The 26,274-nt window shown below is 40.6% G+C and carries 24 protein-coding genes, 9 tRNA genes and 1 rRNA gene; 29 read left to right on the top strand and 5 right to left on the bottom strand.

Annotated elements, in window-relative coordinates; translation table 11 throughout:
- Positions 1–193 precede the first annotated feature (193 nt).
- The 11 genes from rrf (at position 194) to rocF (ending at position 2,426) form a co-directional block, all read left to right on the top strand.
- Positions 194–309 (top strand): 5S ribosomal RNA (gene rrf, locus HRJ06_RS22135).
- A gap of 11 nt (positions 310–320) precedes the next feature.
- Positions 321–395, top strand: a tRNA-Asn gene (locus HRJ06_RS22130).
- Between the two features lie 28 nt (positions 396–423).
- Positions 424–496, top strand: a tRNA-Thr gene (locus tag HRJ06_RS22125).
- A 20-nt stretch (positions 497–516) separates the two neighbouring features.
- Positions 517–591 (top strand) — tRNA-Glu (locus HRJ06_RS22120).
- A 37-nt stretch (positions 592–628) separates the two neighbouring features.
- A tRNA-Val gene (locus tag HRJ06_RS22115) sits at positions 629–704 on the top strand.
- Positions 705–721: 17 nt separating this feature from the next.
- Positions 722–797, top strand: a tRNA-Thr gene (locus tag HRJ06_RS22110).
- Positions 798–804: 7 nt separating this feature from the next.
- Positions 805–888: transfer RNA gene (locus HRJ06_RS22105), tRNA-Tyr, on the top strand.
- An 82-nt stretch (positions 889–970) separates the two neighbouring features.
- Positions 971–1,045 (top strand) — tRNA-Gln (locus HRJ06_RS22100).
- Positions 1,046–1,133: 88 nt separating this feature from the next.
- Positions 1,134–1,206: transfer RNA gene (locus tag HRJ06_RS22095), tRNA-Lys, on the top strand.
- 64 nt (positions 1,207–1,270) lie between these two features.
- Positions 1,271–1,346, top strand: a tRNA-Ala gene (locus HRJ06_RS22090).
- A gap of 183 nt (positions 1,347–1,529) precedes the next feature.
- The gene (gene rocF, locus HRJ06_RS22085; protein WP_174735113.1) at positions 1,530–2,426 is read left to right on the top strand and encodes an arginase; all 897 of its coding nucleotides are present in this window, start codon (positions 1,530–1,532) and stop codon (positions 2,424–2,426) included.
- A 571-nt stretch (positions 2,427–2,997) separates the two neighbouring features.
- Here rocF and HRJ06_RS22080 read toward each other — a convergent pair.
- Positions 2,998–3,156 carry an aspartyl-phosphate phosphatase Spo0E family protein gene (locus HRJ06_RS22080; RefSeq protein ID WP_174735112.1) on the bottom strand — a complete coding sequence of 53 codons (159 nt, stop codon included), beginning with the start codon at positions 3,154–3,156 and terminating at the stop codon, positions 2,998–3,000.
- Between the two features lie 230 nt (positions 3,157–3,386).
- Between HRJ06_RS22080 and sigW the strand changes: the two genes are divergently transcribed.
- From sigW to HRJ06_RS22010, 14 genes are all read left to right on the top strand, one after another.
- Positions 3,387–3,950, top strand: a complete 564-nt coding sequence (sigW, locus tag HRJ06_RS22075) for an RNA polymerase sigma factor SigW (RefSeq protein ID WP_174735111.1) — start codon at positions 3,387–3,389, stop codon at positions 3,948–3,950.
- A 15-nt stretch (positions 3,951–3,965) separates the two neighbouring features.
- The gene (locus HRJ06_RS22070; protein WP_277874719.1) at positions 3,966–4,619 is read left to right on the top strand and encodes an anti-sigma factor family protein; all 654 of its coding nucleotides are present in this window, start codon (positions 3,966–3,968) and stop codon (positions 4,617–4,619) included.
- 119 nt (positions 4,620–4,738) lie between these two features.
- Entirely contained in the window at positions 4,739–5,560 is an 822-nt protein-coding gene (cdaA, locus tag HRJ06_RS22065) for a diadenylate cyclase CdaA (RefSeq protein ID WP_174735110.1), read from the top strand.
- Positions 5,553–6,788 (top strand): CdaR family protein, encoded by a 1,236-nt coding sequence (locus HRJ06_RS22060; protein ID WP_174735109.1) that lies wholly within the window; start codon positions 5,553–5,555, stop codon positions 6,786–6,788. The genes cdaA and HRJ06_RS22060 overlap by 8 nt, the downstream gene beginning before the upstream one ends.
- 32 nt (positions 6,789–6,820) lie before the next feature.
- Positions 6,821–8,170, top strand: coding sequence for a phosphoglucosamine mutase (glmM, locus tag HRJ06_RS22055; RefSeq protein WP_174735108.1), 1,350 nt, complete (start codon positions 6,821–6,823; stop codon positions 8,168–8,170).
- A gap of 514 nt (positions 8,171–8,684) precedes the next feature.
- Positions 8,685–10,487: a glutamine--fructose-6-phosphate transaminase (isomerizing) gene (glmS, locus tag HRJ06_RS22050; protein ID WP_174735107.1), complete on the top strand. Its 1,803-nt coding sequence runs from the start codon at positions 8,685–8,687 to the stop codon at positions 10,485–10,487.
- A gap of 373 nt (positions 10,488–10,860) precedes the next feature.
- The gene (locus tag HRJ06_RS22045) at positions 10,861–12,015 is read left to right on the top strand and encodes an ABC transporter substrate-binding protein (protein WP_174735106.1); all 1,155 of its coding nucleotides are present in this window, start codon (positions 10,861–10,863) and stop codon (positions 12,013–12,015) included.
- 118 nt (positions 12,016–12,133) lie between these two features.
- Positions 12,134–13,009 carry an ABC transporter permease subunit gene (locus HRJ06_RS22040; protein WP_174735105.1) on the top strand — a complete coding sequence of 292 codons (876 nt, stop codon included), beginning with the start codon at positions 12,134–12,136 and terminating at the stop codon, positions 13,007–13,009.
- A 12-nt stretch (positions 13,010–13,021) separates the two neighbouring features.
- Positions 13,022–13,999, top strand: a complete 978-nt coding sequence (locus tag HRJ06_RS22035) for a branched-chain amino acid ABC transporter permease (RefSeq protein WP_174735104.1) — start codon at positions 13,022–13,024, stop codon at positions 13,997–13,999.
- The gene (locus HRJ06_RS22030; RefSeq protein WP_174735103.1) at positions 13,971–14,744 is read left to right on the top strand and encodes an ABC transporter ATP-binding protein; all 774 of its coding nucleotides are present in this window, start codon (positions 13,971–13,973) and stop codon (positions 14,742–14,744) included. Before HRJ06_RS22035 ends, HRJ06_RS22030 begins: the two co-directional genes overlap by 29 nt.
- Positions 14,737–15,447, top strand: a complete 711-nt coding sequence (locus tag HRJ06_RS22025) for an ABC transporter ATP-binding protein (RefSeq protein WP_174735102.1) — start codon at positions 14,737–14,739, stop codon at positions 15,445–15,447. Before HRJ06_RS22030 ends, HRJ06_RS22025 begins: the two co-directional genes overlap by 8 nt.
- 189 nt (positions 15,448–15,636) lie before the next feature.
- Complete coding sequence (locus tag HRJ06_RS22020; protein ID WP_174735101.1) at positions 15,637–16,662, top strand: alpha/beta fold hydrolase; 1,026 nt, start codon at positions 15,637–15,639, stop codon at positions 16,660–16,662.
- A 298-nt stretch (positions 16,663–16,960) separates the two neighbouring features.
- Positions 16,961–17,383 carry an anti-sigma regulatory factor gene (locus HRJ06_RS22015; protein WP_174735100.1) on the top strand — a complete coding sequence of 141 codons (423 nt, stop codon included), beginning with the start codon at positions 16,961–16,963 and terminating at the stop codon, positions 17,381–17,383.
- A gap of 219 nt (positions 17,384–17,602) precedes the next feature.
- Entirely contained in the window at positions 17,603–18,310 is a 708-nt protein-coding gene (locus tag HRJ06_RS22010; RefSeq protein WP_174735099.1) for a Na-translocating system protein MpsC family protein, read from the top strand.
- Between the two features lie 166 nt (positions 18,311–18,476).
- On the opposite strand, the gene cysC is transcribed toward HRJ06_RS22010, so the two are convergent.
- The 4 genes from cysC to HRJ06_RS21990 are packed head-to-tail and all read right to left on the bottom strand — an operon-like array spanning position 18,477 to position 22,048.
- Positions 18,477–19,070: an adenylyl-sulfate kinase gene (gene cysC / locus HRJ06_RS22005; RefSeq protein WP_174735098.1), complete on the bottom strand. Its 594-nt coding sequence runs from the start codon at positions 19,068–19,070 to the stop codon at positions 18,477–18,479.
- The gene (gene sat / locus HRJ06_RS22000; protein WP_174735097.1) at positions 19,060–20,226 is read right to left on the bottom strand and encodes a sulfate adenylyltransferase; all 1,167 of its coding nucleotides are present in this window, start codon (positions 20,224–20,226) and stop codon (positions 19,060–19,062) included. The genes cysC and sat overlap by 11 nt, the downstream gene beginning before the upstream one ends.
- A 1-nt stretch (position 20,227) precedes the next feature.
- Positions 20,228–21,325: an inorganic phosphate transporter gene (locus HRJ06_RS21995; RefSeq protein ID WP_174735096.1), complete on the bottom strand. Its 1,098-nt coding sequence runs from the start codon at positions 21,323–21,325 to the stop codon at positions 20,228–20,230.
- 12 nt (positions 21,326–21,337) lie between these two features.
- Positions 21,338–22,048, bottom strand: a complete 711-nt coding sequence (locus HRJ06_RS21990; protein WP_174735095.1) for a phosphoadenylyl-sulfate reductase — start codon at positions 22,046–22,048, stop codon at positions 21,338–21,340.
- Between the two features lie 270 nt (positions 22,049–22,318).
- On the opposite strand from HRJ06_RS21990, the gene HRJ06_RS21985 reads away from it, so the two are divergent.
- The 4 genes from HRJ06_RS21985 to HRJ06_RS21970 all read left to right on the top strand — a co-directional run bounded on the left by HRJ06_RS21985 (position 22,319) and on the right by HRJ06_RS21970 (position 25,627).
- Positions 22,319–23,008, top strand: coding sequence for a 2-phosphosulfolactate phosphatase (locus HRJ06_RS21985; protein ID WP_174735094.1), 690 nt, complete (start codon positions 22,319–22,321; stop codon positions 23,006–23,008).
- Positions 23,005–23,784 (top strand): phosphosulfolactate synthase, encoded by a 780-nt coding sequence (locus HRJ06_RS21980; protein ID WP_174735093.1) that lies wholly within the window; start codon positions 23,005–23,007, stop codon positions 23,782–23,784. Before HRJ06_RS21985 ends, HRJ06_RS21980 begins: the two co-directional genes overlap by 4 nt.
- Positions 23,781–24,179, top strand: a complete 399-nt coding sequence (locus HRJ06_RS21975; RefSeq protein WP_174735092.1) for a VOC family protein — start codon at positions 23,781–23,783, stop codon at positions 24,177–24,179. Before HRJ06_RS21980 ends, HRJ06_RS21975 begins: the two co-directional genes overlap by 4 nt.
- Positions 24,180–24,373: 194 nt before the next feature.
- Positions 24,374–25,627: an ATP-binding protein gene (locus HRJ06_RS21970; RefSeq protein WP_174735091.1), complete on the top strand. Its 1,254-nt coding sequence runs from the start codon at positions 24,374–24,376 to the stop codon at positions 25,625–25,627.
- The last annotated feature ends 647 nt before the right edge of the window (positions 25,628–26,274 follow it).

The raw sequence follows: 26,274 nt of genomic DNA, 5'->3' as shown, positions 1-26,274 counted from the left end.
GTAGATAGGTCTGAGGTGGAAGCGTGGTGACACGTGGAGCTGACAGATACTAATCGATCGAGGACTTAACCAAAATATAAGGCGATACTCAACTTTCTTTTCTTCTTCTTTATTACATTATCTAGTTTTGAGGGAACAAATTCCTCTTGAAAAAAACATACAAGCTATTATAATAGAGTATGTCTTATAAAAGTCTGGTGGCGATAGCGAGAAGGTCACACCCGTTTCCATACCGAACACGGAAGTTAAGCTTCTCAGCGCCGATGGTAGTTGGGGTTTTACCCCTGTGAGAGTAGGACGCTGCCAGGCTGTTATATTATTCCGCAGTAGCTCAGTGGTAGAGCATTCGGCTGTTAACCGAACGGTCGTAGGTTCGAATCCTACCTGCGGAGCCATATTATTTTATCTAAACAAGCAGGAATTGCTTCCATAGCTCAGCAGGTAGAGCACTTCCATGGTAAGGAAGAGGTCAGCGGTTCGAGCCCGCTTGGAAGCTTTCTATTTCTATTATTCTATGGCCCCTTGGTCAAGCGGTTAAGACACCGCCCTTTCACGGCGGTAACACGGGTTCGAATCCCGTAGGGGTCACCAGTATTTTTTATATAAGCACAAAGCCTTTTTAAAAAATGGAGGATTAGCTCAGCTGGGAGAGCATCTGCCTTACAAGCAGAGGGTCGGCGGTTCGATCCCGTCATCCTCCACCATTATTGTTAAACACTATGCCGGTGTAGCTCAATTGGTAGAGCAACTGACTTGTAATCAGTAGGTTGGGGGTTCAAGTCCTCTTGCCGGCACCACCTAAATGGAGGGGTAGCGAAGTGGCTAAACGCGGCGGACTGTAAATCCGCTCCTTCGGGTTCGGCAGTTCGAATCTGCCCCCCTCCACCATTATAATCTAAAGAAACTTTGGACATGCTATATACTGTCCTTTTTATTTTGCTAAAATACCTCGTTCAATTTAACTAACTATTGGGCTATAGCCAAGCGGTAAGGCAACGGACTTTGACTCCGTCATGCGCAGGTTCAAATCCTGCTAGCCCAGCCATTTTTATCTTTTTAAAGCGTTTGAGATCGGGACATCGAAGATACCTTATCTTTAGTAAATCCTAAGATTAGGACGCATTTTTTATAACGAGCCATTAGCTCAGTTGGTAGAGCATCTGACTTTTAATCAGAGGGTCGAAGGTTCGAATCCTTCATGGCTCATATCTCATATGTAATTTTTGGTGGAGGCCTCCGAACCCTAGAGCCTTCCGTTCAGTCAATGTTTGGGGCCTTAGCTCAGCTGGGAGAGCGCCTGCCTTGCACGCAGGAGGTCAGCGGTTCGATCCCGCTAGGCTCCACCACCATCATATACTACATATTGCAAGCCCTAAACTCTGTTTAGGGCTTTTTTTTGTGTTCCAGATAGGGGTTCTCTTGTTTTTAGGGGATATCTGTATTTATATGCATAGATTTGTCGAGTTGAGTCATTCGTTACAAAACAGTTACAATAGATAGTAGATGACAAGAATTAAAGGGGAGAAATTATGCGAAAGCTTTCAATAATTGGTATGCCAATGGACTTAGGACAAATGAGACGTGGCGTTGATATGGGACCAAGCGCGATTCGATACGCTGGCATCAACGAAAAACTAAGAAACTTATTTGTTCAAATTGATGATTTGGGAGATATTCCGATAGGCAGGCCTGAACTTGTGGAAGATCCTAAAACGAACTTAAGAAACTTGGACTTAGTTGCTGAAAAAAACGAGCTTCTTTCAGAAAAGATTGATGAGGTTATTAAGTCGGGGTCATTTCCGCTGATTTTGGGTGGGGATCACAGTATTGCCATTGGGACATTAGCTGGTGTTTCAAAGCACTATAAAAACCTTGGAGTTATCTGGTATGACGCACATGGAGATTTAAACACTGCCGATACTTCTCCATCTGGAAATATCCATGGTATGCCCTTGGCTGCCAGTTTAGGAATTGGACATGAAGCGCTGACTAGTATTGGCGGTTACAGCCCTAAAATAAAGCCTGAGAACACAGTGATTATTGGTGCCAGATCGCTTGACGATGGTGAGAAAAAATTAATAAAAGAATTAGGGATTAAAGTTTACACAATGCATGAAATTGATCGAATAGGCATGACGAAGGTAATGGAAGAAACGATTGAATACTTAAAGGGAAAAACAGATGGGGTTCATTTGTCCTTAGATTTAGATGGACTTGATCCTTCTGATGCACCTGGTGTGGGAACACCTGTTATTGGGGGTATTAGTTATCGGGAAAGTCATTTAGCTATGGAAATGCTGGCAGAAGCTGATATGATTACTTCTGCAGAGTTTGTTGAAGTAAATCCGATCCTTGATGATAAAAACAAAACGGCATCTGTGGCTGTAGCCTTAATGGGATCATTGTTTGGTGAAAATTTATTATAAAATAAGTAAAAACAAGAGTGAATGAACTTCACTCTTGTCAGTTTGTCGACAAAAGGGGTTTGGAATGTTCTCATTCCGAACCCCTTTTTGGAATATTTTGAGGACTAGATGTTCCTGAGGACCAAGTTGATCTAAAGCGACCATCCTCTAATTGATCTCGTTGGATTGGACAATTTTTCGAAAGCATCTTCATCATCTCAAGCGTTATACGGTTCTATTTTAAAATAGACTTTCGTATAGTTCTACCTTAAGTTTAAAAGCTCTGTTGATTGGAGTGGAAGGCGCGTAGACTCCTCGAAAATGCTATCGCATTTCCTTCGTGCGTGGGCATATTCGAGGATGCCCAATCAATGTCCTGCGGGATTAGCTGGAGAGGTGAGACCCCGCAGACGCCAACGGCGGCGAGGAGGCTCAGCGCCGGCCCCGCGGAAAGCGTAGCGCCTGGAACGGAAATCAACAGCCCATTCCACCACGAACCAAAAAAAGACTGTAAACAAACCGATTTTCATCGAGTTTGTCTACAGTCTGACAAGAGTGAATGGACTTCACTCTTGTTTTTATTTGCGATAATTTAGTTTTCGGAAAGCATTCTATGATACCGGTTGATAAGTTCATCAAGTTTTCTGCTAACTTCAATAACTTGCTTGCTTTGAAGAGGCATGCGAGAGGCTAACAGGTTCATTTCCACGCGGCAATTTTCGATATCCTTCAGCAATTTATTCTGACACATAATGTGTCCCCCTTTACTGGGAATGAAGTATGTACACTAAAATATTACACTTCTATTATTGGACTTTTTTTCCATTCATAAAGCATAGTTACCCTTTGGGAAATTTTTTAAACTATTTCTATAGTTTTTTGTTAAAATAATGGAAGTTGAGAGGGAAAAAGCAAAGAAAGTGAAACCTTTTCTGCTATCGATTCGTAAATCGTATAGCCGCAGCAGAGCGGAGGGGAAAAATGGAAACAATCGTAAAGAAAAGGATTAAAGAAGTCTTAAAGGGCGACCAAAACGCCTTTGGTGAAGTTGTAGAGTTATATAAAGATAAAGTTTTCCAGTTATGCTACAGAATGCTTGGCAATCGGCACGAAGCTGAAGATATAGCGCAGGAAGCATTTCTTCGTGCGTATATGAATATACACAGCTTTAACCTCAATTTAAAATTCTCCACCTGGATATACCGGATTGCGACTAATCTCTGCATAGATCGAATACGAAAGAAAAAACCAGATTATTTCCTGGATGCTGAGGTCCCGGGCACCGAGGGTTTGAACATGTATTCTCAGGTAGCATCAGATACTGCTCTTCCTGAGGATGAATTAGAGAGTCTAGAACTACAGGATGCTGTACAAAAGGAAATATCAAAGCTGCCAGAAAAATACCGTTCTGTAATCGTTTTAAAATATATTGAAGAACTGCCTTTAAAGGAAATTAGCGAGATCCTAAATCTTCCGTTAGGAACGGTTAAAACGAGAATCCATCGGGGGAGAGAAGCTTTAAAGAATCAACTAAGGTATGTTTAATGGAGGTGAGAACGATTGAATTGTCAGGACACGATTAACCAGTATATGCATGAATTTTTAGATGAGGATATTTTACCTGAACATGAAAAGGAGCTGCGGGAACATTTACTGCATTGTCCAGCTTGTCAGAACGAATTCAGGGAACTGAAAAAGGCTATAGCTCTTGTACAAAGTACATCACACATTCAAGCTCCTGATGGTTTTAGCTCAGACGTAATGGCGAAGCTTCCTAAGGAGAAGAAGAAGGTTGAATTAAAGCGTTGGTTTAGACATCACCCGTTGCTAACAGCAGCATCCCTGTTTATAGTTCTCATGATGGGCAGCCTAATATCCACCTGGAATCAAGACGAGCAGTTCTCTGTCAGCAAACAGCCTAATCTGGTTGTTCAAAATGGTACGGTAATAATCCCAAGGGGTCAAGTTGTTACGGGAGATGTAGTCGTACGTAATGGCACAGTTAAAGTGGAAGGTGAACTACAAGGTAACTTAACGGTTATTAATGGCGAGAATTACATGGCTTCAGCAGGGAATGTTACGGGTGAAATACAGGAAATTAATGAAGTGTTTGAATGGATATGGTACCATATAAAAAATGCCATGAATAATTTAATAGGTGTGATTGGGAATAACGAAAAGGAGCAGTCACTTTTAGAAGTGGCTGCTTTTTAATCCCTAGTTACCTGTAGTCATTAAAAATGACTATAATATGATATAATAATAAAGCTATAGGGATTTAAGCCTTATAGCATTACATTCAGGTTTTCAACTACATTTTTGGAGGAAGTACAATGCCGTTTGCAGATTTCGCTATATTAGACTATCTAGCCAATATCGTTGACATTCTCCTTGTCTGGTTTGTTATCTATAAGCTAATTGCTATTGTAAGAGGCACTAAGGCTGTCCAGTTACTAAAGGGTATCTTTGTTATACTCATTACAAAGTTTATAAGTGATTCTTTTGAGCTAAATACACTCAGTTGGATGATGGAACAAGCCATGATTTGGGGCGTACTAGCCATCATAATTATTTTCCAGCCTGAACTGAGAAGAGCACTCGAGCAACTGGGCCGAGGCCGATTGTTTGCTAGGACGGCGTTCCAGGAAGAGGACGAAGAAGATAAAACAGTTCAAGCAATCATGAAAGCAACAGATTACATGGCAAAACGCCGAATTGGTGCACTAATTTCTGTAGAGCGAGAGACCGGCATGAGTGAGTACATAGAGACTGGCATACAATTGCATTCAAAAATATCAGCAGAACTATTGATTAATATCTTTATTCCAAATACTCCGCTTCATGATGGTGCAGTCATCATTCAAAAAAATCAGGTTGCAGCAGCAGCGTGTTATTTGCCTCTTTCCGAGAGCCCATTTATTTCTAAAGAACTCGGGACCAGACACAGAGCTGCCCTTGGAATAAGTGAGGTAACAGATAGCATTACGATCATCGTCTCAGAGGAAACCGGGAATATTTCATTAACAAAAAATGGGGAGCTTCATCGTGATCTGAATCAGGAAAGCTTCAGGGATCTTTTAATTAATGGACTAATCCAGAATCATACCCAAGCGGCTACTGCTCGGTGGAACTGGAGGGGGAAGAAAAATGGATAAACTTATGGACAATCCATGGTTTATGAGGGTAGTTGCTCTTGTACTCGCAGTTATGCTGTTTTCTTCAGTGCCAAAAAACGATCAAGACACATCTCAGGATGTAAATGTTCCTTCCGACAGAAGTACTGAAATCATATCGGACGTTCCAATAAAGACATATTATGATACGGAAAACTTGGTTGTGACCGGTGTTCCTGAAACAGTAGAGCTAACAGTACAGGGGCCGAAAAATTTAATCTCCCAAGCCAGAACACTTAAGGACTTTGAAGTTTACGTTGATTTGACTGAAGTTGATATTGGGGAACAGCGAGTCCCGATTCTAATTACTGGCATATCTGATCGAATTTCGGTGACAATTGATCCTGCTTTCGTAAACGTATCTGTTCAGGAAAAAGTTACACAGGAGTTTAGAGTAGAGCCTGAGTATGATCGTGATACAATTGGAGAAGGTTATATAGCCGAAACTCCTGAAGTTAATCCCAATACTGTAAGAATTACTGGTGCTAAGGATGTCATAGAGTCAATCAGCTATGTAAAGGCGACTGTCAACTTGAATTCACCGATATCTGAAACTGTGACGAGAGAAGCAAATGTACGGGTACTGGATAGAGATCTAAATAAACTAGATGTTATAGTTGAGCCAGAAATAGTTGAGGTAACTATTCCAGTGAAGACATCAAGTAAAGATGTTCCGATAGAAATTGTCCGTGAGGGATCCTCACCAGATGGGGTAACGATAGAATCTATAACGTTAAGTCAAGAGGAAGCAACTATTATCGCCGATCCAAGTATTTTAGAAAAGACAGACAGCGTCAGAGTGGAAGTAGATGTCAGTCAAGTAACAGAGGATACAGAGCTGACACTGCCGGTCATTATCTCTGAAGGGGTCGTTTCTGTTTCTCCTGAAACAGTTAAAGTTAATATAAAGGTAGACAATCAAGATGAAAAAACAATTTCTAATATACCCATTAATATTGAAGGAACAGCCGAACAATATAATGTTGATTTTATAAATCCTAACGATGGTGTAACTAATATTATTGTCTCCGGCAGAAGGGAAGCAATATCTCCCATATCATCTGATGACTTCGATTTATTTATAGACATCTCCAGTCTCCAGGAGGGAGCACACGAGGTTGATATTCAGGTTAGCGGCCCAGATGAGGTTAACTGGAGACTTGGCAGGGAAACAGCCAGCATAGAGATTAGCCAGCAGGATGATGTATAAGTGACGATTAATTTTTGAAGGAGCGATTGCCCATGGGTAAATATTTCGGTACAGATGGAGTACGCGGAGTTGCAAATAGTGAACTGACTCCTGAGCTTGCATTTAAGCTCGGGCGTTTTGGAGGATATGTTTTAACAAAGGATAAGGAGCGTCCGAAGGTATTGATAGGGCGGGACACAAGAATTTCGGGGCATATGCTTGAAGGAGCGCTTGTAGCAGGTCTGCTGTCAATTGGGGCAGAAGTAATGAGAGTCGGTGTTATATCAACACCAGGCGTAGCTTATTTAACAAAGGTACTTGGAGCACAGGCAGGGGTCATGATTTCCGCTTCGCATAACCCAGTAGCTGATAACGGTATTAAGTTTTTTGGCCCTGATGGTTTCAAACTTTCCGATAGTCAGGAAAATGAGATTGAAGGTCTGATGGATATGGAAGAAGATCAGTTGCCAAGACCTGTAGGTGGAGATATTGGACAAGTTAATGATTACTTCGAGGGCGGCCAAAAATACCTTCAATACTTAAAACAATCTGTGGATGAGGATTTCTCAGGAATTCATGTAGCTCTAGATTGTGCTCATGGAGCCACCTCATCATTAGCCACCCACTTGTTTGCTGATTTGGATGCTGATTTATCGACCATGGGTGCCTCACCGAGCGGGTTGAATATCAATGATGGAGTTGGTTCAACTCATCCAGAAGCACTTTCAGCGTTCCTGAAGGAAAAAGGTGCAGATGTTGGGCTGGCTTTTGATGGTGACGGTGATCGTCTAATCGCGATTGATGAGAATGGAACGATCGTGGATGGAGATCAAATTATGTATATCTGTGCAAAATATATGAAAGATCAGGGCCAATTGAAACATGGCACAGTTGTTTCTACAGTGATGAGCAACTTAGGATTCTATAAAGCGCTTGAGGAACACGGCATTAAGAGCATGCCTACTGCAGTTGGGGATCGATACGTCGTAGAAGAAATGAAAAATAATGGCTATAATCTTGGCGGCGAACAGTCTGGTCATATTATTTTCCTTGACTATAACACTACTGGGGATGGTTTGTTGACAGGACTGCAGCTTGTTAATATTATGAAAGCTACAAAACGGCCGCTTTCTGAACTTGCCGGTGAAATGAAAAAGTTCCCGCAAGTGCTCGTTAACATACGAGTGACCGACAAACACCATGTTACAGATAATGAAAAGGTGAAAGCGGTTATTAGCAAAGTTGAAGAGGAAATGAACGGAAATGGGAGAATTCTTGTAAGACCTTCTGGTACAGAGCCATTGGTGCGTGTAATGGCAGAAGCTCAAACTGAATCACAGTGCCTTGAATTTGTTGAACGAATTGCAGCTGTTGTCAGAGAAGAAATGGGTCTAGCTGAATAACTATATTTCCTATGCATAGGGAACCGTTTAGGTACCCTATGCATATTTTTAATTATAAGAAGGAGAGTAACAGAGGGGCATGGAACTGCTCCTTTTCTGTTTAACTTTCTTTAGCAAGGGTAAAAAAGCGGTGAAGGTCAATTTCCTTTAGTTCACTATTGACGGAAGGATAATCCGTAGGTTATGATGATTCTGTTTTTGAGTTTTGAATTAAACTTTATTTTTATAAAGAAAGGTGGATTGGATGGCTATTTTAAGTTTAAAGCGCCAGGGCTAATTCTGTCAGGATTAGTTGACGAGGTGGAGGTTCATCGATCGTTCGGCGGATGCCTCCCGGTTGAAAGCACAACCGTTAATCACATCTTTAAAACATTAAGGCAACTTAATGCACAAAGAGATGGGAATGTTAAAAATAGCTGGCTGTCTAGCCAAATAACTAAAACAGAGATAAGGGGGGCGAGTTAGTCCCCTAAAGGTTGACTTGTCCCCCTTTTATTAGGGAGGATACAATTAAATGTGTGGTATCGTTGGATATATTGGATCAAATGATTCTAAAGAAATTTTGCTTAAGGGCCTGGAAAAGCTTGAATATAGAGGCTATGACTCAGCCGGTATTGCTGTCATGAACTCTGAAGGTGTTCATGTTTTTAAGGAAAAAGGACGGATTGCAGACTTAAGAACTGCAGTTAAACCGGATGTAGCAGCAAACACAGGGATTGGGCATACACGCTGGGCTACACACGGTGTACCTAGCAAGCTTAATGCCCATCCTCATCAAAGCAGTTCAGCAAGATTAACACTCGTGCATAATGGGGTCATTGAAAACTATGACATCTTAAAACGTGAATACTTGCAAAATGTTTCCTTGAAAAGTGATACAGATACTGAGATCATTGTTCAGCTAATTGAGCTGTTTGTTAATAAGGGAATAGCTGTCGAAGAGGCGTTCCGCAAAACGCTCTCACTTTTAAAAGGTTCGTATGCAATTGCCCTTTTAGATAGTCAAAATGAAGAAACGATCTTTGTTGCAAAAAATAAGAGCCCGCTGCTAGTCGGTTTAGGAGAAGGATTCAATGTGGTGGCCAGTGATGCGATGGCTATGCTACAGGTAACAGACCAGTTTGTCGAGCTTATGGACAAAGAGACAGTCATTGTTACAAAAGATAAAGTTACGATCCTTAATCCAGAAGGCGAAGAGATGAGCCGTGATCCATATACAGCTGAACTTGATGCGAGCGATATCGAAAAAGGAACATACCCTCACTATATGTTAAAAGAGATTGATGAACAGCCGCTGGTTATTCGTAAAATCGTTCAAAACTATCAAGGCAGCGATGGAGAACTAACTATCGACAAAGATATTTTGAATGCAATGAGCCAGTGTGACAGGATTTATATTATTGCTGCCGGCACCTCTTATCATGCAGGGCTGGTTGGAAAACAGTTCATCGAAAAGATGGCCAAAATTCCTGTTGAAGTTCATATCGCCAGCGAGTTCAGCTACAATATGCCGATTCTTTCTGAAAAACCGCTATTTATCTTCATATCCCAGAGTGGGGAAACAGCAGATAGCCGGGGCGTTTTAGTTTCAATTAAAGAACTAGGTCATCAAGCCTTAACGATCACAAACGTTCCGGGATCCACTCTGTCCCGTGAAGCAGATTTTACCCTGATGCTTCATGCTGGTCCTGAAATAGCTGTAGCTTCTACAAAGGCATATACGGCGCAGCTTGCTGTCTTATCCATTCTTGCTGAAGTAACGGCCAGATACCGCGGCTTAAAAATTAATTTTGATTTAATTCAAGAACTAGGAATCGTAGCAAATGCAATGGAAGTCCTATGTGATGCTAAAGAGGAGTTTGAGGAAATTGCCCGTGAATTTTTGGCCACGACGCGGAATTGTTTCTTTATTGGCCGAGGAATCGACTTTTATGTAGGGCTCGAAGGAGCTCTTAAACTGAAGGAAATTTCTTATATACAGGCTGAAGGATTTGCAGGAGGCGAGTTAAAACACGGGACAATTGCTTTAATTGAAAATGGCACTCCTGTTTTAGCGCTTGCTACTCAGGAAAGTGTAAACTTAGGCATACGCGGTAACGTCAAAGAGGTCGTTGCGCGTGGAGCAAACCCTTGTATCATCTCCATGAAAGGAATGGAGACAGACGAAGATCGTTTTGTCATTCCGGAGGTATACGAAATCTTAACACCTCTTATCTCTGTAATACCGTATCAATTAATTTCTTACTACGCAGCTCTTCATCGTGAATGTGATGTCGATAAGCCAAGGAACCTGGCAAAGTCCGTTACAGTCGAATAAGGGCACGTTTCTAAACGTTTTTTCGAAGAAATTATTAAAACCGATAGTTTTTAAATTATAAGTAAATAATTTCTTCAACCCTCTACTTTTAAAAGCAGAGGGTTTTTTTATGCAGCATTCTGCCAATTTTGCCCATTCATTTTACTTCTTAAAGACGTTTAAATTGCTATCTAATTCAAAAAAGTGAGAACTGATAGAGGATTTTCACCCAAAAGAGGGGAGACTCCCGATAACCCCAAATTACAAAAAATAAAAAATCAACAAGTATGTCAGAAAAGTTTCCATAATATTGTTTACTTTGACAAGCTTTTGTATTTTAATAGTTATATGGTTTTGAAAATTTATATATTTCAGAAAAAAACGGGGGATAAAAATGAGAAAGCAATTTAAAAAGATCATCCAATTGACAACGTTGTCCAGTTTGCTGGTACTTACAGCATGCGGCGGCAATGAACCAGCAGGAGACCAAGACGCGCAAACCGAAGGAGGAGCAGTTAAAGCAGATATAGGAGTTGTGTCTTATATTAGCGGTCCTGGAGCAGCCTACGGGGAAGCAATTACAAATGGATTAAAACTAGCGCAAGAAGAGATTAACAGCAATGGTGAAGTAGAGATAAACCTTGTTGTTGAAGATTCGGCGGGTAAACAGGACCAGGCATTAACAGCGGCACAAAAACTAATGAATTCTGAGAACGTGACAGCCATTATTGGACCAACTTTAAGTACAGAAATGAATGTAGTCGGCCCTGAAGCAGACATTAATGGTGTGCCAATTATGGGAACATCGACAACAGCAGAGGGGATCCCGCAAATAGGTGAGTATGTTTTCCGTAACTCGCTTCCTGAGGCATTAGCTATCCCGGCTGCGATTGATAAAGCAATGGAAAAATACGACGCTAAGAAAGTTGCTATCTTATACGGGAATGATGATGTATTTACAAAATCAGGCTTTGATACTATGAAAGCTGCAGCTGAAGAAAAAGGACTTGAGATCCTAACGATTGAGACCTTCCAAAAAGGCCAATCAGACTATAATGCTCAACTAACAAAAATTAAAGGTTTAAATCCTGACCTGATTTTAGCATCTGCTTTATATAATGAAGGAGCAGTTATTATGGGACAGGCACGGAAAATGGGAATTGACGTACCATTCGTAGGCGGAAATGGTTTTAACTCTCCTGAAGTTATCAATATCGCAGGGGATGCTGCAAATGGTTTAATAGTTGCAACGCCTTGGTATGGTGAAAAAGACGATCAAAAGGTACAGGATTTTGTAACTAAATATGAAGAAGAATATGGAAAAAAGCCTGACCAATTCGCAGCTCAGGCATATGATGCTCTTTATATTATGGCTGAAGCACTTAAGAATGCAGGGGAAGCTGACCGTGATGCTGTAAGAGATGCATTGGCTGAGATTCAAGGCTTTAACGGAATTCTTGGAGAATTCTCCTTTGATGAAGAGGGAGATGTCGTCATGGAGCCAACCGTTTTAGTAATCGAAGGTGGAGCATTTAAGGTTTTCGAATAATAAAAGAAGAATGATTACAAAAACACTTTAAAGCTCCGGCGCGTATTAAGTGCCTGGGCTTTACTTTTTAAGAACACAATTTGAAGTTACTTACAAAAATGTTAGAAGGTGGATAGCCGTGTTAATCGAACAATTAATAAACGGAATAACCCTCGGCAGCATCTATGCCATCGTTGCACTTGGGTTCACATTGGTCTTCGGGGTGCTTGGTATCATTAATATGGCACACGGAGAAATCTTTATGTTTGGCGCCTTTATCGGTGTGGTTGTGACAGCTAGCTTCCAGGGGCCGCTTTGGCTCGCTTTTTTGGCAGCAATTGCGGTTACAGCAGTAATGGGTTATCTACTTGAGCGCTTTGCTTTAAGGCCTCTTCGAAGCAAACAAGGTGTTTCACATTTAGCTCCATTAATCAGTACAATTGGTGTTTCAATATTTTTAGAAAATCTGTCACATCATCTTTTTGGTGCTGGTAATCACCCGTTCCGTGCTTCATTCGCGGAAATTAGCTTTCAGATCGGGTCGATAACTGTATACCTTGTACAGATTGTAATTTTTGTCATTTCAATCCTTTTAATGTATTCTCTTTCTTTTTGGCTTGGTAAGACCAAGGCCGGAAAAGCATTAAGAGCAACAGCAGAAAACCTCGAAACGGCAAGCCTTCTTGGGGTTGACGTAAAAAGAACGATTACGATGACCGTTATCATCGCATCTGCGATGGGAGGCATTGCAGGTATTCTCGTCGGCATGGCTTTTAACTCTGTTACTCCTCAAATGGGATTATCCATAGGGTTAAAAGGCCTGGCCATTATCATTCTTGGCGGCATGGGCAATGTTAAAGGAGCAATGGTGGGCGGTCTCATCCTTGGTTTAGCTGAAACCTTCATAGTAGTATACGGGGATTCTGGCTATAAGGATGCCATAGCCTTTGCGGCGATTATTATCATTCTTCTCATTAGGCCTCAAGGATTGTTTGGCCAAAAAATTTCAGCGTAAGAAGGTGAATCCATGCTTGCAGAATTAATTAATCCATATTATTTACAGGTAGCATCCTTTGTTCTTATCAATATTATTCTAGGGATAAGCATATACATTACACTATCAACTGGCCAGCTGTCTCTTGCCAGCGCGGGATTCATGGGGATCGGTGCTTATACTTCAGCACTCTTAACGCTGAATTTCGATCTGCCTATTATCGTAGGTGTTCTAGCAGGAACTTTAATGGCGGGTCTATTTGGCGTCATTATTGGTATTCCAACCTTAAGGCTTAAGGGCGTCTATTTGGCAATTGTAACGCTGGGCTTTGGTGAGGTTATCCGGGTTATCTTTGTCAACTGGGAGTCGTTAACAAAGGGAGCGGTTGGTTTATCAGGCATCCCGCATATGGGCCGTGAAATCCTAAAAACCTTAAAAGGCTTTGGATTTGACCCTCAGGTGTTGGGGCTGCAAAACAATCAGTTTATTTTCATGACAATTTTCCTGCTTTTATTATTCATTACTATAGGGATTATCCAATTTTTCAGAAGGCAAAACAGTTCCCGTGTTGGACGGGCCTTTGCGGCAATCAAGCTTGATGAACAAGCAGCTGAATCAATGGGAATCAATATCACGTACTATAAAGTTCTCGCCTTTGCACAGGGGGCTTTGGTTGCAGGGTTTGCCGGAACATTATTTGCACACGTGCTTGCATATATTAGCCCAGCTGATTTTGCTTACCACCGTGCAGTTGAAATTCTAATTTTCGCAGTCTTTGGCGGGAGTGAAGTTATTTGGGGTCCAGTATTTGGTGCTTTATTTTTAACGGTTATGCCTGAAGTACTTCGCTTTATCAGTGAATATCGCTATATGATTTACGGCTTGGTAATCATCATTATGATGGCTGTCCGTCCACAGGGACTTATAGACGTAAATATAATCAATTGGATCAAAACGAAAGTAGGAAAGAGGGGGCAAAAGCATGGTACTTCAAATACAAAAAACCTCTAAAAACTTTGGCGGTTTGAGTGCGTTGTCTGATGTCACTTTTTCGATAAATAAAGGGGAAATCTTTGGGCTGATTGGGCCTAATGGAGCCGGTAAAACAACGATGTTCAATTTGATTACATCCATGTATATGCCCACTTCAGGGGAGATTATTTTCAACGGAGAAAACATCAATGGACTAAAGCCGCATCTTATTACACAAAAAGGGATTTGTCGGACGTTCCAGAACATTCGTTTATTCCCGCAAATGACAGCAGAGGAAAACGTTATGGTTGGGGAACATTGCCGCAGCAAAGCAGGTGTGTTAAGCAGTGTTTTTCGGACAAAGTCCCAGCGGCAAGAAGAGGATAATATCCGGCGGAAAGCGAATGAGCTGTTAGAGTTTGTTGGCTTGGCAGGTTATGCGGATGTTATTTCAGATAGCCTTGCATACGGTCAGCAAAGAAGATTGGAGATTGCTAGAGCTTTAGCAAGCAGGCCCCAGCTTTTGCTTCTAGATGAGCCAGCAGCTGGAATGAATGAGACTGAAACGAGCGAGCTTTTTCAGCTCATTAAAAAGATTCAGGAACAAGGCATTACAGTTTTACTGATTGAGCATGACATGCCTCTTGTGATGAAATTATGCGACCGGATTGCAGTCCTTAACTTCGGCAAAAAGATTGCTGAAGGAACTCCAGCCGATATTCAAAATAATCCTGATGTCATCGAAGCTTATCTCGGCACTGAGGAGGATGAAGTGTATGCTTAAAGTTGATGGAATTGCTGCATTCTATGGGAAAATCCAAGTGCTGAAAAACATCAGCCTTGAAGTTAAAGAGGGCAGTATTGTTACAATCCTTGGTGCAAACGGAGCTGGGAAAACGACCACGATGAAGACAATATCAGGTTTGTTAAAACCTCAGCAGGGGAGTATTGAATTTAAGGGTGAGGGGGTAACCGGCCTTCGACCTGACCAGCTTCTCCGAAAAGGAATCGCGCTTGTTCCGGAAGGTCGCCAAATTCTGGCGGGAATGACTGTCCGCGAAAATCTTGAGATGGGTGCATATCACCGCAAGGACAATGAGATAGATCAGGATATAAATAATGTCATGAAACGGTTTCCGATACTTGAAGAAAGACAGAAACAGCTGGGTGGAACTTTATCCGGGGGACAGCAGCAGATGCTAGCCATTGCGAGAGCAATCCTTAGCAAGCCAAAGATGCTTCTCTTGGACGAACCTTCAATGGGATTAGCACCATTGGTTGTAGCTGACATTTTTAAAATCATAAAAGAAATTAACGAAGCCGGGACGACGGTTCTCCTGGTTGAGCAGAATGCAAGGCAGGCATTGCGCATTTCTGATTATGGCTACGTGCTTGAAACAGGAAAGATAGTTGCTGAAGGAAAGTCGAAGGAACTGTTAAATGATCCGAGAATTATGGAAGCCTATTTGGGACGGAAATCAGGCTAACAGCTCTCAGAATGAAGACCAAATTACGTTGTGATTTGGTCTTTTATTATGAATCTGAATGTTATGTTGTATGGGATATACAAAGGTGTATACATTTGCCCATTACCTATCAAAACCGGCATCTAGTTCAGTTACAGTTTCTATAAACTGCTGCTATTTAATATAATAGTACAAAGCGAGGGGATGTAGATGGGGTTATTTTCTAAAAGAGATTTTGTCATTCCTGATGGGGGAATTGATTCTGTTGAGAAAGTTACATTAGGCGGGGTGGACCAAGCTGTGCTGATTCAGGCGATGGACCCGAGTAAACCGGTGCTGCTCTTTGTTCATGGGGGACCCTGTATGCCGGTCCCAGGTGTTGTTTCAAGAGGACAGGATTATGCCGTTTCAATAGCCACTAAAGAGCTTGTGAAGCATTTTGTCGTTGTTTTTTGGGACCAGCGTGGGGCGGGGAAGTCGTTTAGTAAAAAAACACCTGCCAAAACAATAAGGGTTGAGCAGTTTATCAGCGATTGCAAAGAGTTAATTGACTTATTAACATTCCGTTTTAAAAAGAAGAAGGTATATTTAGCGGGACATTCTTGGGGAAGCATTATTGGTTTGTCAATTGCCTCTAAATATCCCGAAAAACTTCATGCCTATGTGGGAATCTCTCAAATATTAAATTGGACGGATAATGATAAACGATGTTTTGATTGGTTAAAGATCAAGGCTCAAACAGCAAACGATCAAAAAACGTTAAAAAAGCTGGAAGTGTTAGGACAGCCACCTTACGTTAAGACAGTTAAACAATGGACTGACTTTCGCCAGCTCTTGCTTAAATATAACTCAATGATCTATGAAACCAATGAAATTAAACATCCTGGGATGGTCGGGGGGTTAAAACTGTTTTTAAGAAGTTCTGATTATACGATTAAGGACATATTCGAAACTTTTTATAGTGCATATAAATTAACGTATACAAAAGAGTTAGTTGAGGACTTTGCCAAAATCGATCTAGATAAGCTTGATTCTTTGGATGTCCCCGTGTATTTTCTGCATGGGAAACAAGACTTTCACGTAAGTGGAGAGCCGGTAGAGACATTCTTTCAACAGTTAAATGCACCGGCTGGCAAAGAGATGGTTTGGTATGAAAATTCATCACATATGTTTCACCCAGAGGACGCTAAAAAGATAGAAGGGTTTATTATTAACTCTGTCAAAGCCGACCGATAAATTAGGTTTCAATCTATAAGGAAATTAGTAGAATGAGAAGATTTATGTTGCACGTTTAGTAACCTATTATTAGAATAGAGATAGAATCAAAGAAATAAAGCTTTGATTTATAGAATTTAAGTGTTTTACACAATCATATGAAAATGTTATTAATTTTTTGAAGACATAGATGTTAGTTGAATATAGTGGTGGAAATGAACTGGGCGCAGAACCGGACATGAGCCAGAAAGGAAAGAGAGACATTCTCTTTCCTTTCTGGCTTATTTTTTTAAAAAATACGATAGCAGGAGGTTTTTAAATGATTCAGGATAAAAGCTTAACCAGCAAAAACCTTTACTCTATCGTTGTCAGTAAGGAGGAAGATATCCTGACCGCAAGGAAAAAGGCGAGAGAAACAGCAAAAGTAATGGGGTTTAACCCCATTGATCAATCGAGAATTGTGACAATCATTTCTGAACTAGCCAGAAACATTTATAAATATGCGGGCGATGGAAAAATTATCATGGAAGTTATTAAAGATAACCTTAACAAGGGTTTGTCCATACAGGCAATAGATAATGGCCCAGGAATAGCAGATGTTCAGCTGGCGCTTGAACAAGGGTATTCAACCTCTGGAAGCTTAGGAGCAGGTTTGCCTGCTGTTAGACGAATGGTGGATGAATTCTCGATTGAAACAGAAGTTGGCAAAGGCAGTCATATAAAACTTGTCAAATGGATTTAACAGAAGCAGAGTGGGCATTATATAGTTAGTTTACCGAGGTATTGCCAATTCGGGTAATGCTTTTTCATAATGAAGAAATACGGCTAAATTTATTGTTTTGGCTGAAAACCTGAAAGGGTAGCATAGAAAGGAAAATAAAGGGTAAATTAATATAACATATATTGCTAGAATATTTATGAACTGTTGACCGCACTTGAATTGGAGTGAGTATTTATAAAGATGAAAGAAACGCAAACTAGAAAACCAGAAGCTGAAATCGCCAGTTATATAGGGAAAGTCTTACGAGATAAGTTTGGAAAGGGACCTGAGTCGGTTTTTGTAACCATCTCTCTTCCGTTTATTTCCGTCTATATCCGGAACTTTTTTTCGCCAATTGAACAGGCGCTGATGGATCAGAAAGAAGCAAATACAATTCAAAATACACGAGCATTGCTTATGGAAAGCCTCAGGGTTGAGATAAAAGCTTACATTCAAGTTATAACTGGGGTAGAAATCAAAGAATTTTATTATGATTGGAATATAGCCAATAAAACCGGCGCTTTTCTTGCGATTGCAGCCCAAGATAAAAATAGCAAAAATGTTGCCCAAAAATTCAAGGGAAAAGACGCAGTCGACCTAAAGATAAAAGATATTAGTCAAGAAGTACAGAAGGCTCCAGAGCACATAGAGTCTTATCGAATGAATGATCGGCTTATGTTAGTCATCAGAGAGGGTATTTTAGTTAAGATTGAGAAGGAGTTAATCAGGCAAGGGTATGAAAAAATCCTGAAAACGACGAAGCGGATTTTAGAAAAGTCCTATCTGCATGATAACGAATTTGAAAAAATCCTGAATCAGAAGGTGACAGAAATCTTCGTTGATTGGGACTTCGACCTTGATAAGAGTGCTATCTGGTTTATTTTAAATGGCGAAACAGAAAAGCATTAGTGTTAATACAAGGTATGAATGAATCTGCCAATTTACCAATTGCTGGCACGGGGGTACCTGCCCTGGTTGATTTGCGTTCGTCCGCGATAACATACCTTGACTAATAATTTAGATTTCATTTCGCAACAGAAAATGCCCTCTCCATATTGGAAGAGGGCAAGGAAACTTAAAAGTAGCTGTTTTGCTCTAGATAAGAGATTACCTGTTCAGCCGCTTTTTCAATGGATTGTTCACTTGTTTTAATGGTTAATTGTGGATTGAGCGGGACCTCATAAGGAGAGTCGATCCCAGTGAACTGTTTAATTTCTCCGCTTCTTGCTTTGCTATATAATCCTTTTGGATCTCTTTGTTCGCAAATATTGAGCGGGCAGTCCAGATGTACCTCAATAAACTCATCATCTGAAAATAGTTTTCTAGCCTGATCCCGATCCTCCCGGAAAGGAGAGATAAACGCTGTAAGGACAATTTGACCACTGTCTACAAATAGTTTGGCTACTTCGCCAATTCTCCTGATGTTTTCAATGCGATCCTGTTTGCTAAATCCAAGTCCCTTATTTAAGCCGTGGCGGATATTATCTCCATCCAACACATAACTTTTAATCCGTCTGGCATATAACTGTCGATCCACCTCATTTGCTAGCGTGGACTTTCCTGAGCCGGATAACCCGGTAAACCAGAGTACACAGCTTTTATGTCCGTTTAACCGCTCCCGATCCTTTTTACTAATAGCTGCTTTATGCCAAACAATATTATTTTTCATGTCTACGGCCACTTCCAGAGGGAATGAGCGGGCTCTGCATTCCTTTAATCAGTATTTTCGCCACTTCAGGGCGAGTACATTCGGAAGGTGGCATTTCACCATTCTGGAGCATCCCTCTGACTTTTGTACCTGACAGTGAAACCCGTTCTGAACTGTCATGTGGACAAGTTTTAGGAGATGCCATATTGCCGCAGCGCCTGCAGAAAAAGCTATTTTCAAAGAAAAGTGTTTTTATGCCTATTTCTTCCTCAGTAAAATTCTTGAAAATATTTTGGGCATCATAGGTTCCGTAGTAATTACCAACACCTGCATGGTCACGGCCAACAATAAAGTGGGTACATCCATAGTTTTTTCGGACAATTGCATGAAAAATTGCTTCACGTGGGCCGGCATAGCGCATAGCTGCCGGAAAAACAGCTAAGAGTACACGTTCTTTAGGGTAATAATTTTCTATTAATGATAAATAGCTTTCCATCCTGACATCGCTTGGAACATCATCAGCTTTTGTCTCACCAACAAGGGGATTTAGGAATAACCCATCGACCGTTTCCAAAGCGGCCTTTTGAATATATTCGTGCGCCCGATGAACGGGATTTCTCGTTTGGAATCCAACAATTGTCTTCCAGCCGCGCTTTGCAAACTCAATCCTGGTTTGTGCAGGATCAAGACGGAATTCTTCAAATTGGTTTTTTTCCGGACGGCGAAACATCGTGATAGGGCCGCCTAGATATACATTTGGGCGCTCAAAAAGCTTTTTTACACCAGGATGGGCGATATCATCTGTTTGGAAAACATGCTTTGCTTCTTCTCGTTTGTCTGGTACATATAAATCAGTTACTAGGATTTTACCGTATAAAATTCCATCTTTTATAAGGCCAACCTCTTCACCGACCCCGATTTTTCTGGCGGATTCCTCTGAAGTTGGAAGAGTAATTGGTATACTCCAGGGAATTCCGTTAGCCAGCCGCATCTTCTCTTTTACTGAACTGTAATCTTTTTCTCCCATAAAACCTTCCAGTGGACTATAGCCGCCTATTGCCAGCAATTCAAGATCACTCAGGGAGATGCTGTCTAATTCTATGTTATTTTTAATGGTTAATGGCAGAGATTCGCTGCACATTTTGTTTATTAATTTACCTCCATGAGGCTGTATCATTTTATCTTCCTCCTGCCTTTTTAACACGAGCATTTTCTTTATAAAAAACTGTTTTTTTATAGTCGCTCGATTTCAGTAAACTAATGGATCCGATGGTTGCTACGAAAACAGCTATGACAATTACGACGGAATAGATATCAAAATCGAGAAAAATCTTAACAAGGTTATAAGAGATCACGAGAGAAAAGAGGGGAGAGACAATCCAAACCTTCAGGAGCTTTCCAATTATATCTTTCTCCCATATTTTCCACCCTTTATCAGCGAACCCCACACCGAGAATGCTACAGGTTGTAATTTGAGTTTGAGGGACAGGCATCCCAAAGAGAGACGCACCGATAACCAAGGCCGCCCCAAGTCCTGAGACTGCGCTGCCCTGTAAAAGACTGAGCTGAGTTATTTTTTTTCCGTTTGTTTCGACCACTCTACCCCCAAGGAAGAGGGCTCCAGCGGCTACAAACAGACCTCCTGCTGCAATTCCGCTATCCATACTAATAAGTCCAGCAGCTATTAGGGGACCTACCGCATTGGCCACATTATTCATTCCTGCTGAGAAGGCTTCAAGAAAGCCGGTACAGACGACAAGAATGCCCATAAAACGCATCCACTTTTTCTGGTTTAGAAACTGCAGCCTGTCTTCTGTCAGCTTGATAAATTTAGCTATAATGACAGCAAGAAGGAATGCAATCAGCGGAATGACTAACCAAAGGACAACAATGGTAAGTAAAGTGCCGACATACAAAGTTTTATAGGCAATCCCTACGCCTACAATCGCACCGACCGTAACCTCGCTCGTTGATAAAGGTATCCCTGCAATATTTGCAATAAAGAGCGAGAGGGTAGCGGCAGAAAGAATAATTAAAGAGATATTAATATTGATAACATTCTGGGGAATAAGCCCTGAACCTAATGTTTTTGCGACTTCTCCACCCCCCAAAGCTGCCCCTAGAAAAATGCCGGCAGCACAGATTAGCAAGGCAAGTCTTCTATTTTTAACAGCACCTGAACCATAGGCAATTCCCATTGTTGCAGCTGCTCCACTAGCGCCAATATTTATTGCAAAGAAAAATGCTGCTATAAACACCAAAACGATAACCGTCATGAGCTTCTGCTCCTAGCCGTTATGAAGTCCACACTCGGTTTTGTCATTATTAGCCCACCTTCCGGAACGGGAGTCAGAAGGATCATCGGAGGGCAGTGTACATTTTTCGCAGCCAATACTAGGGTAGTTTCTGTCATGCAGCTCATTATAAGGAAGATTGTTGAGTTTGATATATTCCCAAACATCCTTCCATGTCCATTGAATTAATGGACAAATCTTTACCCGTTTGAACCGGCTATCTTTATTAATAAATTGAATGTTTTTTCGAGTTGGGGACTGCTCACGTCTGAGCCCGGAAATCCAGGCGTGAACACCTGACAGCTGGTCAGTCAGCGGTTCAATTTTTCGAATCTGGCAGCAAAGGTTGGGATTCGATTCCCATAGCTTATCGCCATGCAGTTCTTTTTGCTGATTGAGAGTTAAGCTCGGTTGAACAAGATCAATTTGTAAGTTTGGATATTTGGATTTGATTTTATCAATAAGCTGATAGGTTTCTTTAAAATGAAGATCCGTATCAAGGAAGATAACTTTAGCTTGGCTAGTTACCTTGGAAATTAAATCAAGAAGTACGATCCCCTCGGCACCAAAGCTGCAAGCATAAACAAGTTTATCTCCGTATTCCCGGAAGGCCCACTTTAAGACGCCCATAAAGTCACTGCATTCAGTGATTAGCATATTTACTTTCTCATCATCCCAAGTCTCAAAAGTTAAGGTTTTAGACATACATTTCCCCCCTTTTAACCATGGTGATCTAATATAAAAAAATGGTATGGCTTTAAAGGCAGATTATTCAGTAGAGGTGAAATAGTTCGGAGGGTAAAAGCCTATTTCTGGGAAGTGCTCATAAAGAACAAAAATTAGGAACCACATCCCCTTTGGGCGAATATAATTCCTTTGAGCGCTAAAAAACCAGACAAATCCTTTAATGAACTAGAGTGCAGTTTAAGAGATTTAAAGGAAAAGAGAACCCTGTAGGAAAGTGGGGGAGATGACGTGGAAATAAACATACACCAGGGAAATTGTCCATCACTAAAGCATGCACAGGTTAATATTGTGATTGATGTTATTCGTGCATTTACGGTTGCCCATTACGCATTTATTCATGGCGCAAAAGAAATATGGCTCGCGCGGACTCAAAACGAGGCGTTCTTACTAAAAGAGAATTATCCGGATCATCTTTTAGCTGGAGAGGTAAACGGCCTTCCAATTGAAGGGTTTGACCTAGATAACTCTCCAAAAACGATTGTAGAATCCAATATAGATGGGAAAACACTGATCCAGAAAACAACCAACGGTGTAACAGCAGCCTTAAATGCACTAGACGCAGAAATCGTACTTGTTACAGGATTTACAAATGCGAAAGCTACAGCTGAGTATGCCAGAGAAATTTGTGGGCCGAGACAGAGTCTCCTCATTAATGTGGTAGCTTCACATCCTTCCGGTGATGATGATTTGGCCTGTGCGCAATATATATCAGCGTTGATAAATAATGAACCATGCTCTGCTTCATTGACAGCTGAAAGAATTCGAAATTCAGCTGCTGCAGAGAAATTTTTTGACGATGCACAGCCAGAATTTGATAAAGAGGATATTGGGCTATGTGTAAAAGAATTGGATGGCACCTTTGTCATGCAGATTAAATCCAAAGGGCAAACTCCAATAATTGAGAGGGTGGATATGTGAGCTACTATGGATTAAGCTTGCCTAAACGGCAGTTAAAACCAAGGAAATATGGAATATCAGTTTTGATTGATAATGGAATTCCATTGGACTTTTTTAAGGATACAATTAGCAGTGCTGGAGAATTTATTGACTTTGTAAAATTTGGATGGGGAACATCGATTATTACAAATACATTAGATGAAAAAATTGCCTTTCTTCATGAAAATGGAGTGGAATTTTTCTTTGGCGGCACTTTGTTTGAGAAATTTCTAAGCCAGGGAAAGGTAGATGAGTTTCATCGATACAATAGGAATTACGGAGCAAACTACATTGAAATCTCAAACGGTACCTTTGAAATTTCAAACAAAGAAAAAGCAGGGTTTATTGCTGATTTTTCAAAGGAATTTAGGGTTTTTAGTGAAGTAGGCCAGAAGGATAGTTCAATTGCTAATACCCAGGGAGCAGACGAGTGGGTGGAATATATCCAGGAAGATCTTGAAGCGGGTGCGGCAAAGGTAATCACGGAGGCGAGGGAGAGCGGAACAAGCGGAATGTGCAAAGATAACGGCGAGATGCGGTTCGACATTATCGATCAAATTTTACTATCAGGTATTAACCTGGATAAAATTATCTTCGAAGCACCAACAAAAGCAATGCAGACTGCTTTTATAAAAATGGCAGGTGCCAATGTAAATCTGGCTAATATCGCTTTTTCCGACCCAATAGCATTAGAAACGCTACGGCTTGGCCTTCGTTCTGATACATTTTTTCAAATAGAAAAGGAGGAGAAGCAATGAGGGACATAAATAAGGTCTTCCACCTTGCGATTCCATGCAAGGATTTAGATGAGACCGTAAGCTTTTACGAAGGACTTGGATGCCAGCTTGCGAGAAGATATGATGACAGGGTAACATTTAATTTCTTTGGTGACCAGGTTGTCTGCCATTTAAATCCTGAAAGCGTGGATGAATCTCCGAAAATGTACCCGCGGCATTTTGGTGTTACCTTTACAAATCGCCAGGAGTTTAATGAAACTCTCAAATGGGCGGAAGATAATAATTTGCCATTTTTTCAAAAAGAAATGGTCAGGTTTAAAGGCAGACAAGAAGAACACGTTACCTTCTTCTTAATTGACCCTGCTAACAACCTGCTCGAGTTCAAATGGTATCATGACAATAGTATGATTTATTAAACTTTCAACAGATTCATGTATATAAGCATATAGAGTAAAGAGTGGAGGCTGAATTTAGGGGTCAGCCTCCTTTTGATATTAAAGGAAATAAAGTAAAATTTTACATATATTTGTGTTGCTGAATTCTTACATTAGGGTGATAATGAGGGGAAAGTTAGAGAATTTTCATATGGTGAGCAAAGGAGAGAAGGTTAATGGTAAGCTTTACAAAAGATTTGATTTTACACTTCTCCCTTATAGTCTTTTTGGGGTTTATGTATAACTATCTATATATGCAACGACGGGAGATCCATCAAAGAAGGTGGTTTATTGGTTCTGTCTTTCTTGCAGCATCCTTAACGATGATTTTTCCAGTGGAATTTGATCAAAGCCTCTATTTTGATTTGAAGCTGATTCCCTTTTTTATTTGTATGTTTTATATAGGACCTGCTGTAAGTATTGGATTGCTGGGGTTAATAATTGGGGTCCAGAGTTTTATCACAGGAAGCTTCGTACCGATAATTTTGCTCAATTACACGATCATATTTATTCTATTTTTATCTCTTCGTAAATTCTATTCGCACAAGTCTCTTAAGAATAAACTGCTCATTGGCTTAGGCGTAATCTTGATTGTTGGAACAACAAGAGCAGGGGCTTTGTTGATTGGAGGCTCTTTGGAGCAGATAATACTGTTGCTTATTTATACTTTTGTTTCATTTATTGCTCTTGCTGGAACTATCTATATAATTGAAATGACCAACTTTCAGCTGAAAACCATTAATGAGCTTCATAAAGCAGAGAAGTTTTCGGCCATCAGCCAGCTGGCTGCTTCTGTGGCACACGAAATTCGTAATCCAATGACAACGATTCGTGGTTTTATGCAAATTCTTCAAAATGACCGAAGCCTTCCAGGAAACTATGATATGTTCCTGTCTGTGTCCCTCCAGGAACTCGATAGAACACAGACAATTATAGATAACTTTTTATCTTTGGCTAAACCGAATAACTCTCGAAAACATCACCTTGATTTAACAGCCCTTTTATATCAGATTATTGAATTCATGAAGCCATACGCCCATATGGCCAATATAAATATAAGCAGTGAAATCGAAGAAAATTTACAGGTGAATGCGGATTCACAGGAAGTCCGCCAGCTTCTTATTAATATTATTAAAAATGGCATTGAAGCTATGGAAGATGGCGGCAACTTCACTATTCATGCCTATATACGTAATGAAGATATTTATATTGAACTAGTGGATGAAGGAATCGGAATGAACAAAAAGCAGCTAGAGCGGCTTGGCAACCCTTATTATTCAACAAAGGAAAAGGGTACGGGCCTCGGGTTAATGATCAGCTATGATATTGTAAACAGAATGAAAGGAAGCATAAAGGTAGATAGTCAGATGGGTTTAGGCACGAAATTCACTATTCTTCTGCCAGCTGTAACTCACAGGATTGATACATAATCTTCCCTAATAAACACACTCCTTCGACACAAACAGCTGCCCATATGGTATTATTCATTTATAAGAAAAAATTGGATATAAAGGTTAGTTTTACAAGTAGGGGAGTGAAGTAATGAGGGCGAGAGCGAAAAAGAGTGAGCCAGTAACCTTAGATAAACTTAGAGACTTTCTGACTACCGTTTTTTTGCACATTAGTTTTTATGCCTTTATTATATTTTTAGTGATTTTTTTCATTAATAATTTTAGTTAAAAGAGCTGTCTTGCTGACGGCTCTTTTAATTTTCATCCAGGAAATATAAAACTTAATGGCTCTTTTCTAAAAGATTGTTTGTTTTTGCATGGAAAACTAAATTGTGATTGGAGTTGAAGATGCGAGACTCCTCGAAAACGCTGTCGCATTTCCTTCGTGCGTGGGTTATTCGAGGAAGCCCTTCAATGGCCAGCGGGCCCACCGCCCGCCCCGCGGAAAGTGAGCATCAAAAGCGGAAATCAACGACTGCATTTTTAAATAGCAACAAAGTTTACGAAAAACAGCTTAATAAATTCGGAAGTTCTTAAAATAATACTGAACTGGACGATAAACCTGTTAGAGACAAAATGATTGGTGTGCTGGTTTTTCAATCTTAATTTTTATTCCAATGATAATC

Source organism: Mesobacillus harenae, assembly GCF_013343715.1.
Classification (GTDB): Bacteria; Bacillota; Bacilli; order Bacillales; family Cytobacillaceae; genus Mesobacillus_A; species Mesobacillus_A harenae.
Note: the sequence above shows the minus strand (reverse complement) of the source record. Positions and strands in the feature narration are given on the sequence as shown.

What these genes read in the sequence shown, in the direction of transcription:
- rocF (WP_174735113.1), top strand. Translation starts at nt 1,530, where the DNA reads ATGCGAAAGCTTTCAATAATTGGTATGCCAATGGACTTAGGACAAATG.
- HRJ06_RS22080 (WP_174735112.1), bottom strand. Translation starts at nt 3,156, where the DNA reads ATGTGTCAGAATAAATTGCTGAAGGATATCGAAAATTGCCGCGTGGAA.
- sigW (WP_174735111.1), top strand. Translation starts at nt 3,387, where the DNA reads ATGGAAACAATCGTAAAGAAAAGGATTAAAGAAGTCTTAAAGGGCGAC.
- cdaA (WP_174735110.1), top strand. Translation starts at nt 4,739, where the DNA reads ATGCCGTTTGCAGATTTCGCTATATTAGACTATCTAGCCAATATCGTT.
- HRJ06_RS22060 (WP_174735109.1), top strand. Translation starts at nt 5,553, where the DNA reads ATGGATAAACTTATGGACAATCCATGGTTTATGAGGGTAGTTGCTCTT.
- glmM (WP_174735108.1), top strand. Translation starts at nt 6,821, where the DNA reads ATGGGTAAATATTTCGGTACAGATGGAGTACGCGGAGTTGCAAATAGT.
- glmS (WP_174735107.1), top strand. Translation starts at nt 8,685, where the DNA reads ATGTGTGGTATCGTTGGATATATTGGATCAAATGATTCTAAAGAAATT.
- HRJ06_RS22045 (WP_174735106.1), top strand. Translation starts at nt 10,861, where the DNA reads ATGAGAAAGCAATTTAAAAAGATCATCCAATTGACAACGTTGTCCAGT.
- HRJ06_RS22035 (WP_174735104.1), top strand. Translation starts at nt 13,022, where the DNA reads ATGCTTGCAGAATTAATTAATCCATATTATTTACAGGTAGCATCCTTT.
- HRJ06_RS22030 (WP_174735103.1), top strand. Translation starts at nt 13,971, where the DNA reads ATGGTACTTCAAATACAAAAAACCTCTAAAAACTTTGGCGGTTTGAGT.
- HRJ06_RS22025 (WP_174735102.1), top strand. Translation starts at nt 14,737, where the DNA reads ATGCTTAAAGTTGATGGAATTGCTGCATTCTATGGGAAAATCCAAGTG.
- HRJ06_RS22020 (WP_174735101.1), top strand. Translation starts at nt 15,637, where the DNA reads ATGGGGTTATTTTCTAAAAGAGATTTTGTCATTCCTGATGGGGGAATT.
- HRJ06_RS22015 (WP_174735100.1), top strand. Translation starts at nt 16,961, where the DNA reads ATGATTCAGGATAAAAGCTTAACCAGCAAAAACCTTTACTCTATCGTT.
- HRJ06_RS22010 (WP_174735099.1), top strand. Translation starts at nt 17,603, where the DNA reads ATGAAAGAAACGCAAACTAGAAAACCAGAAGCTGAAATCGCCAGTTAT.
- cysC (WP_174735098.1), bottom strand. Translation starts at nt 19,070, where the DNA reads ATGAAAAATAATATTGTTTGGCATAAAGCAGCTATTAGTAAAAAGGAT.
- sat (WP_174735097.1), bottom strand. Translation starts at nt 20,226, where the DNA reads ATGATACAGCCTCATGGAGGTAAATTAATAAACAAAATGTGCAGCGAA.
- HRJ06_RS21995 (WP_174735096.1), bottom strand. Translation starts at nt 21,325, where the DNA reads ATGACGGTTATCGTTTTGGTGTTTATAGCAGCATTTTTCTTTGCAATA.
- HRJ06_RS21990 (WP_174735095.1), bottom strand. Translation starts at nt 22,048, where the DNA reads ATGTCTAAAACCTTAACTTTTGAGACTTGGGATGATGAGAAAGTAAAT.
- HRJ06_RS21975 (WP_174735092.1), top strand. Translation starts at nt 23,781, where the DNA reads ATGAGGGACATAAATAAGGTCTTCCACCTTGCGATTCCATGCAAGGAT.
- HRJ06_RS21970 (WP_174735091.1), top strand. Translation starts at nt 24,374, where the DNA reads ATGGTAAGCTTTACAAAAGATTTGATTTTACACTTCTCCCTTATAGTC.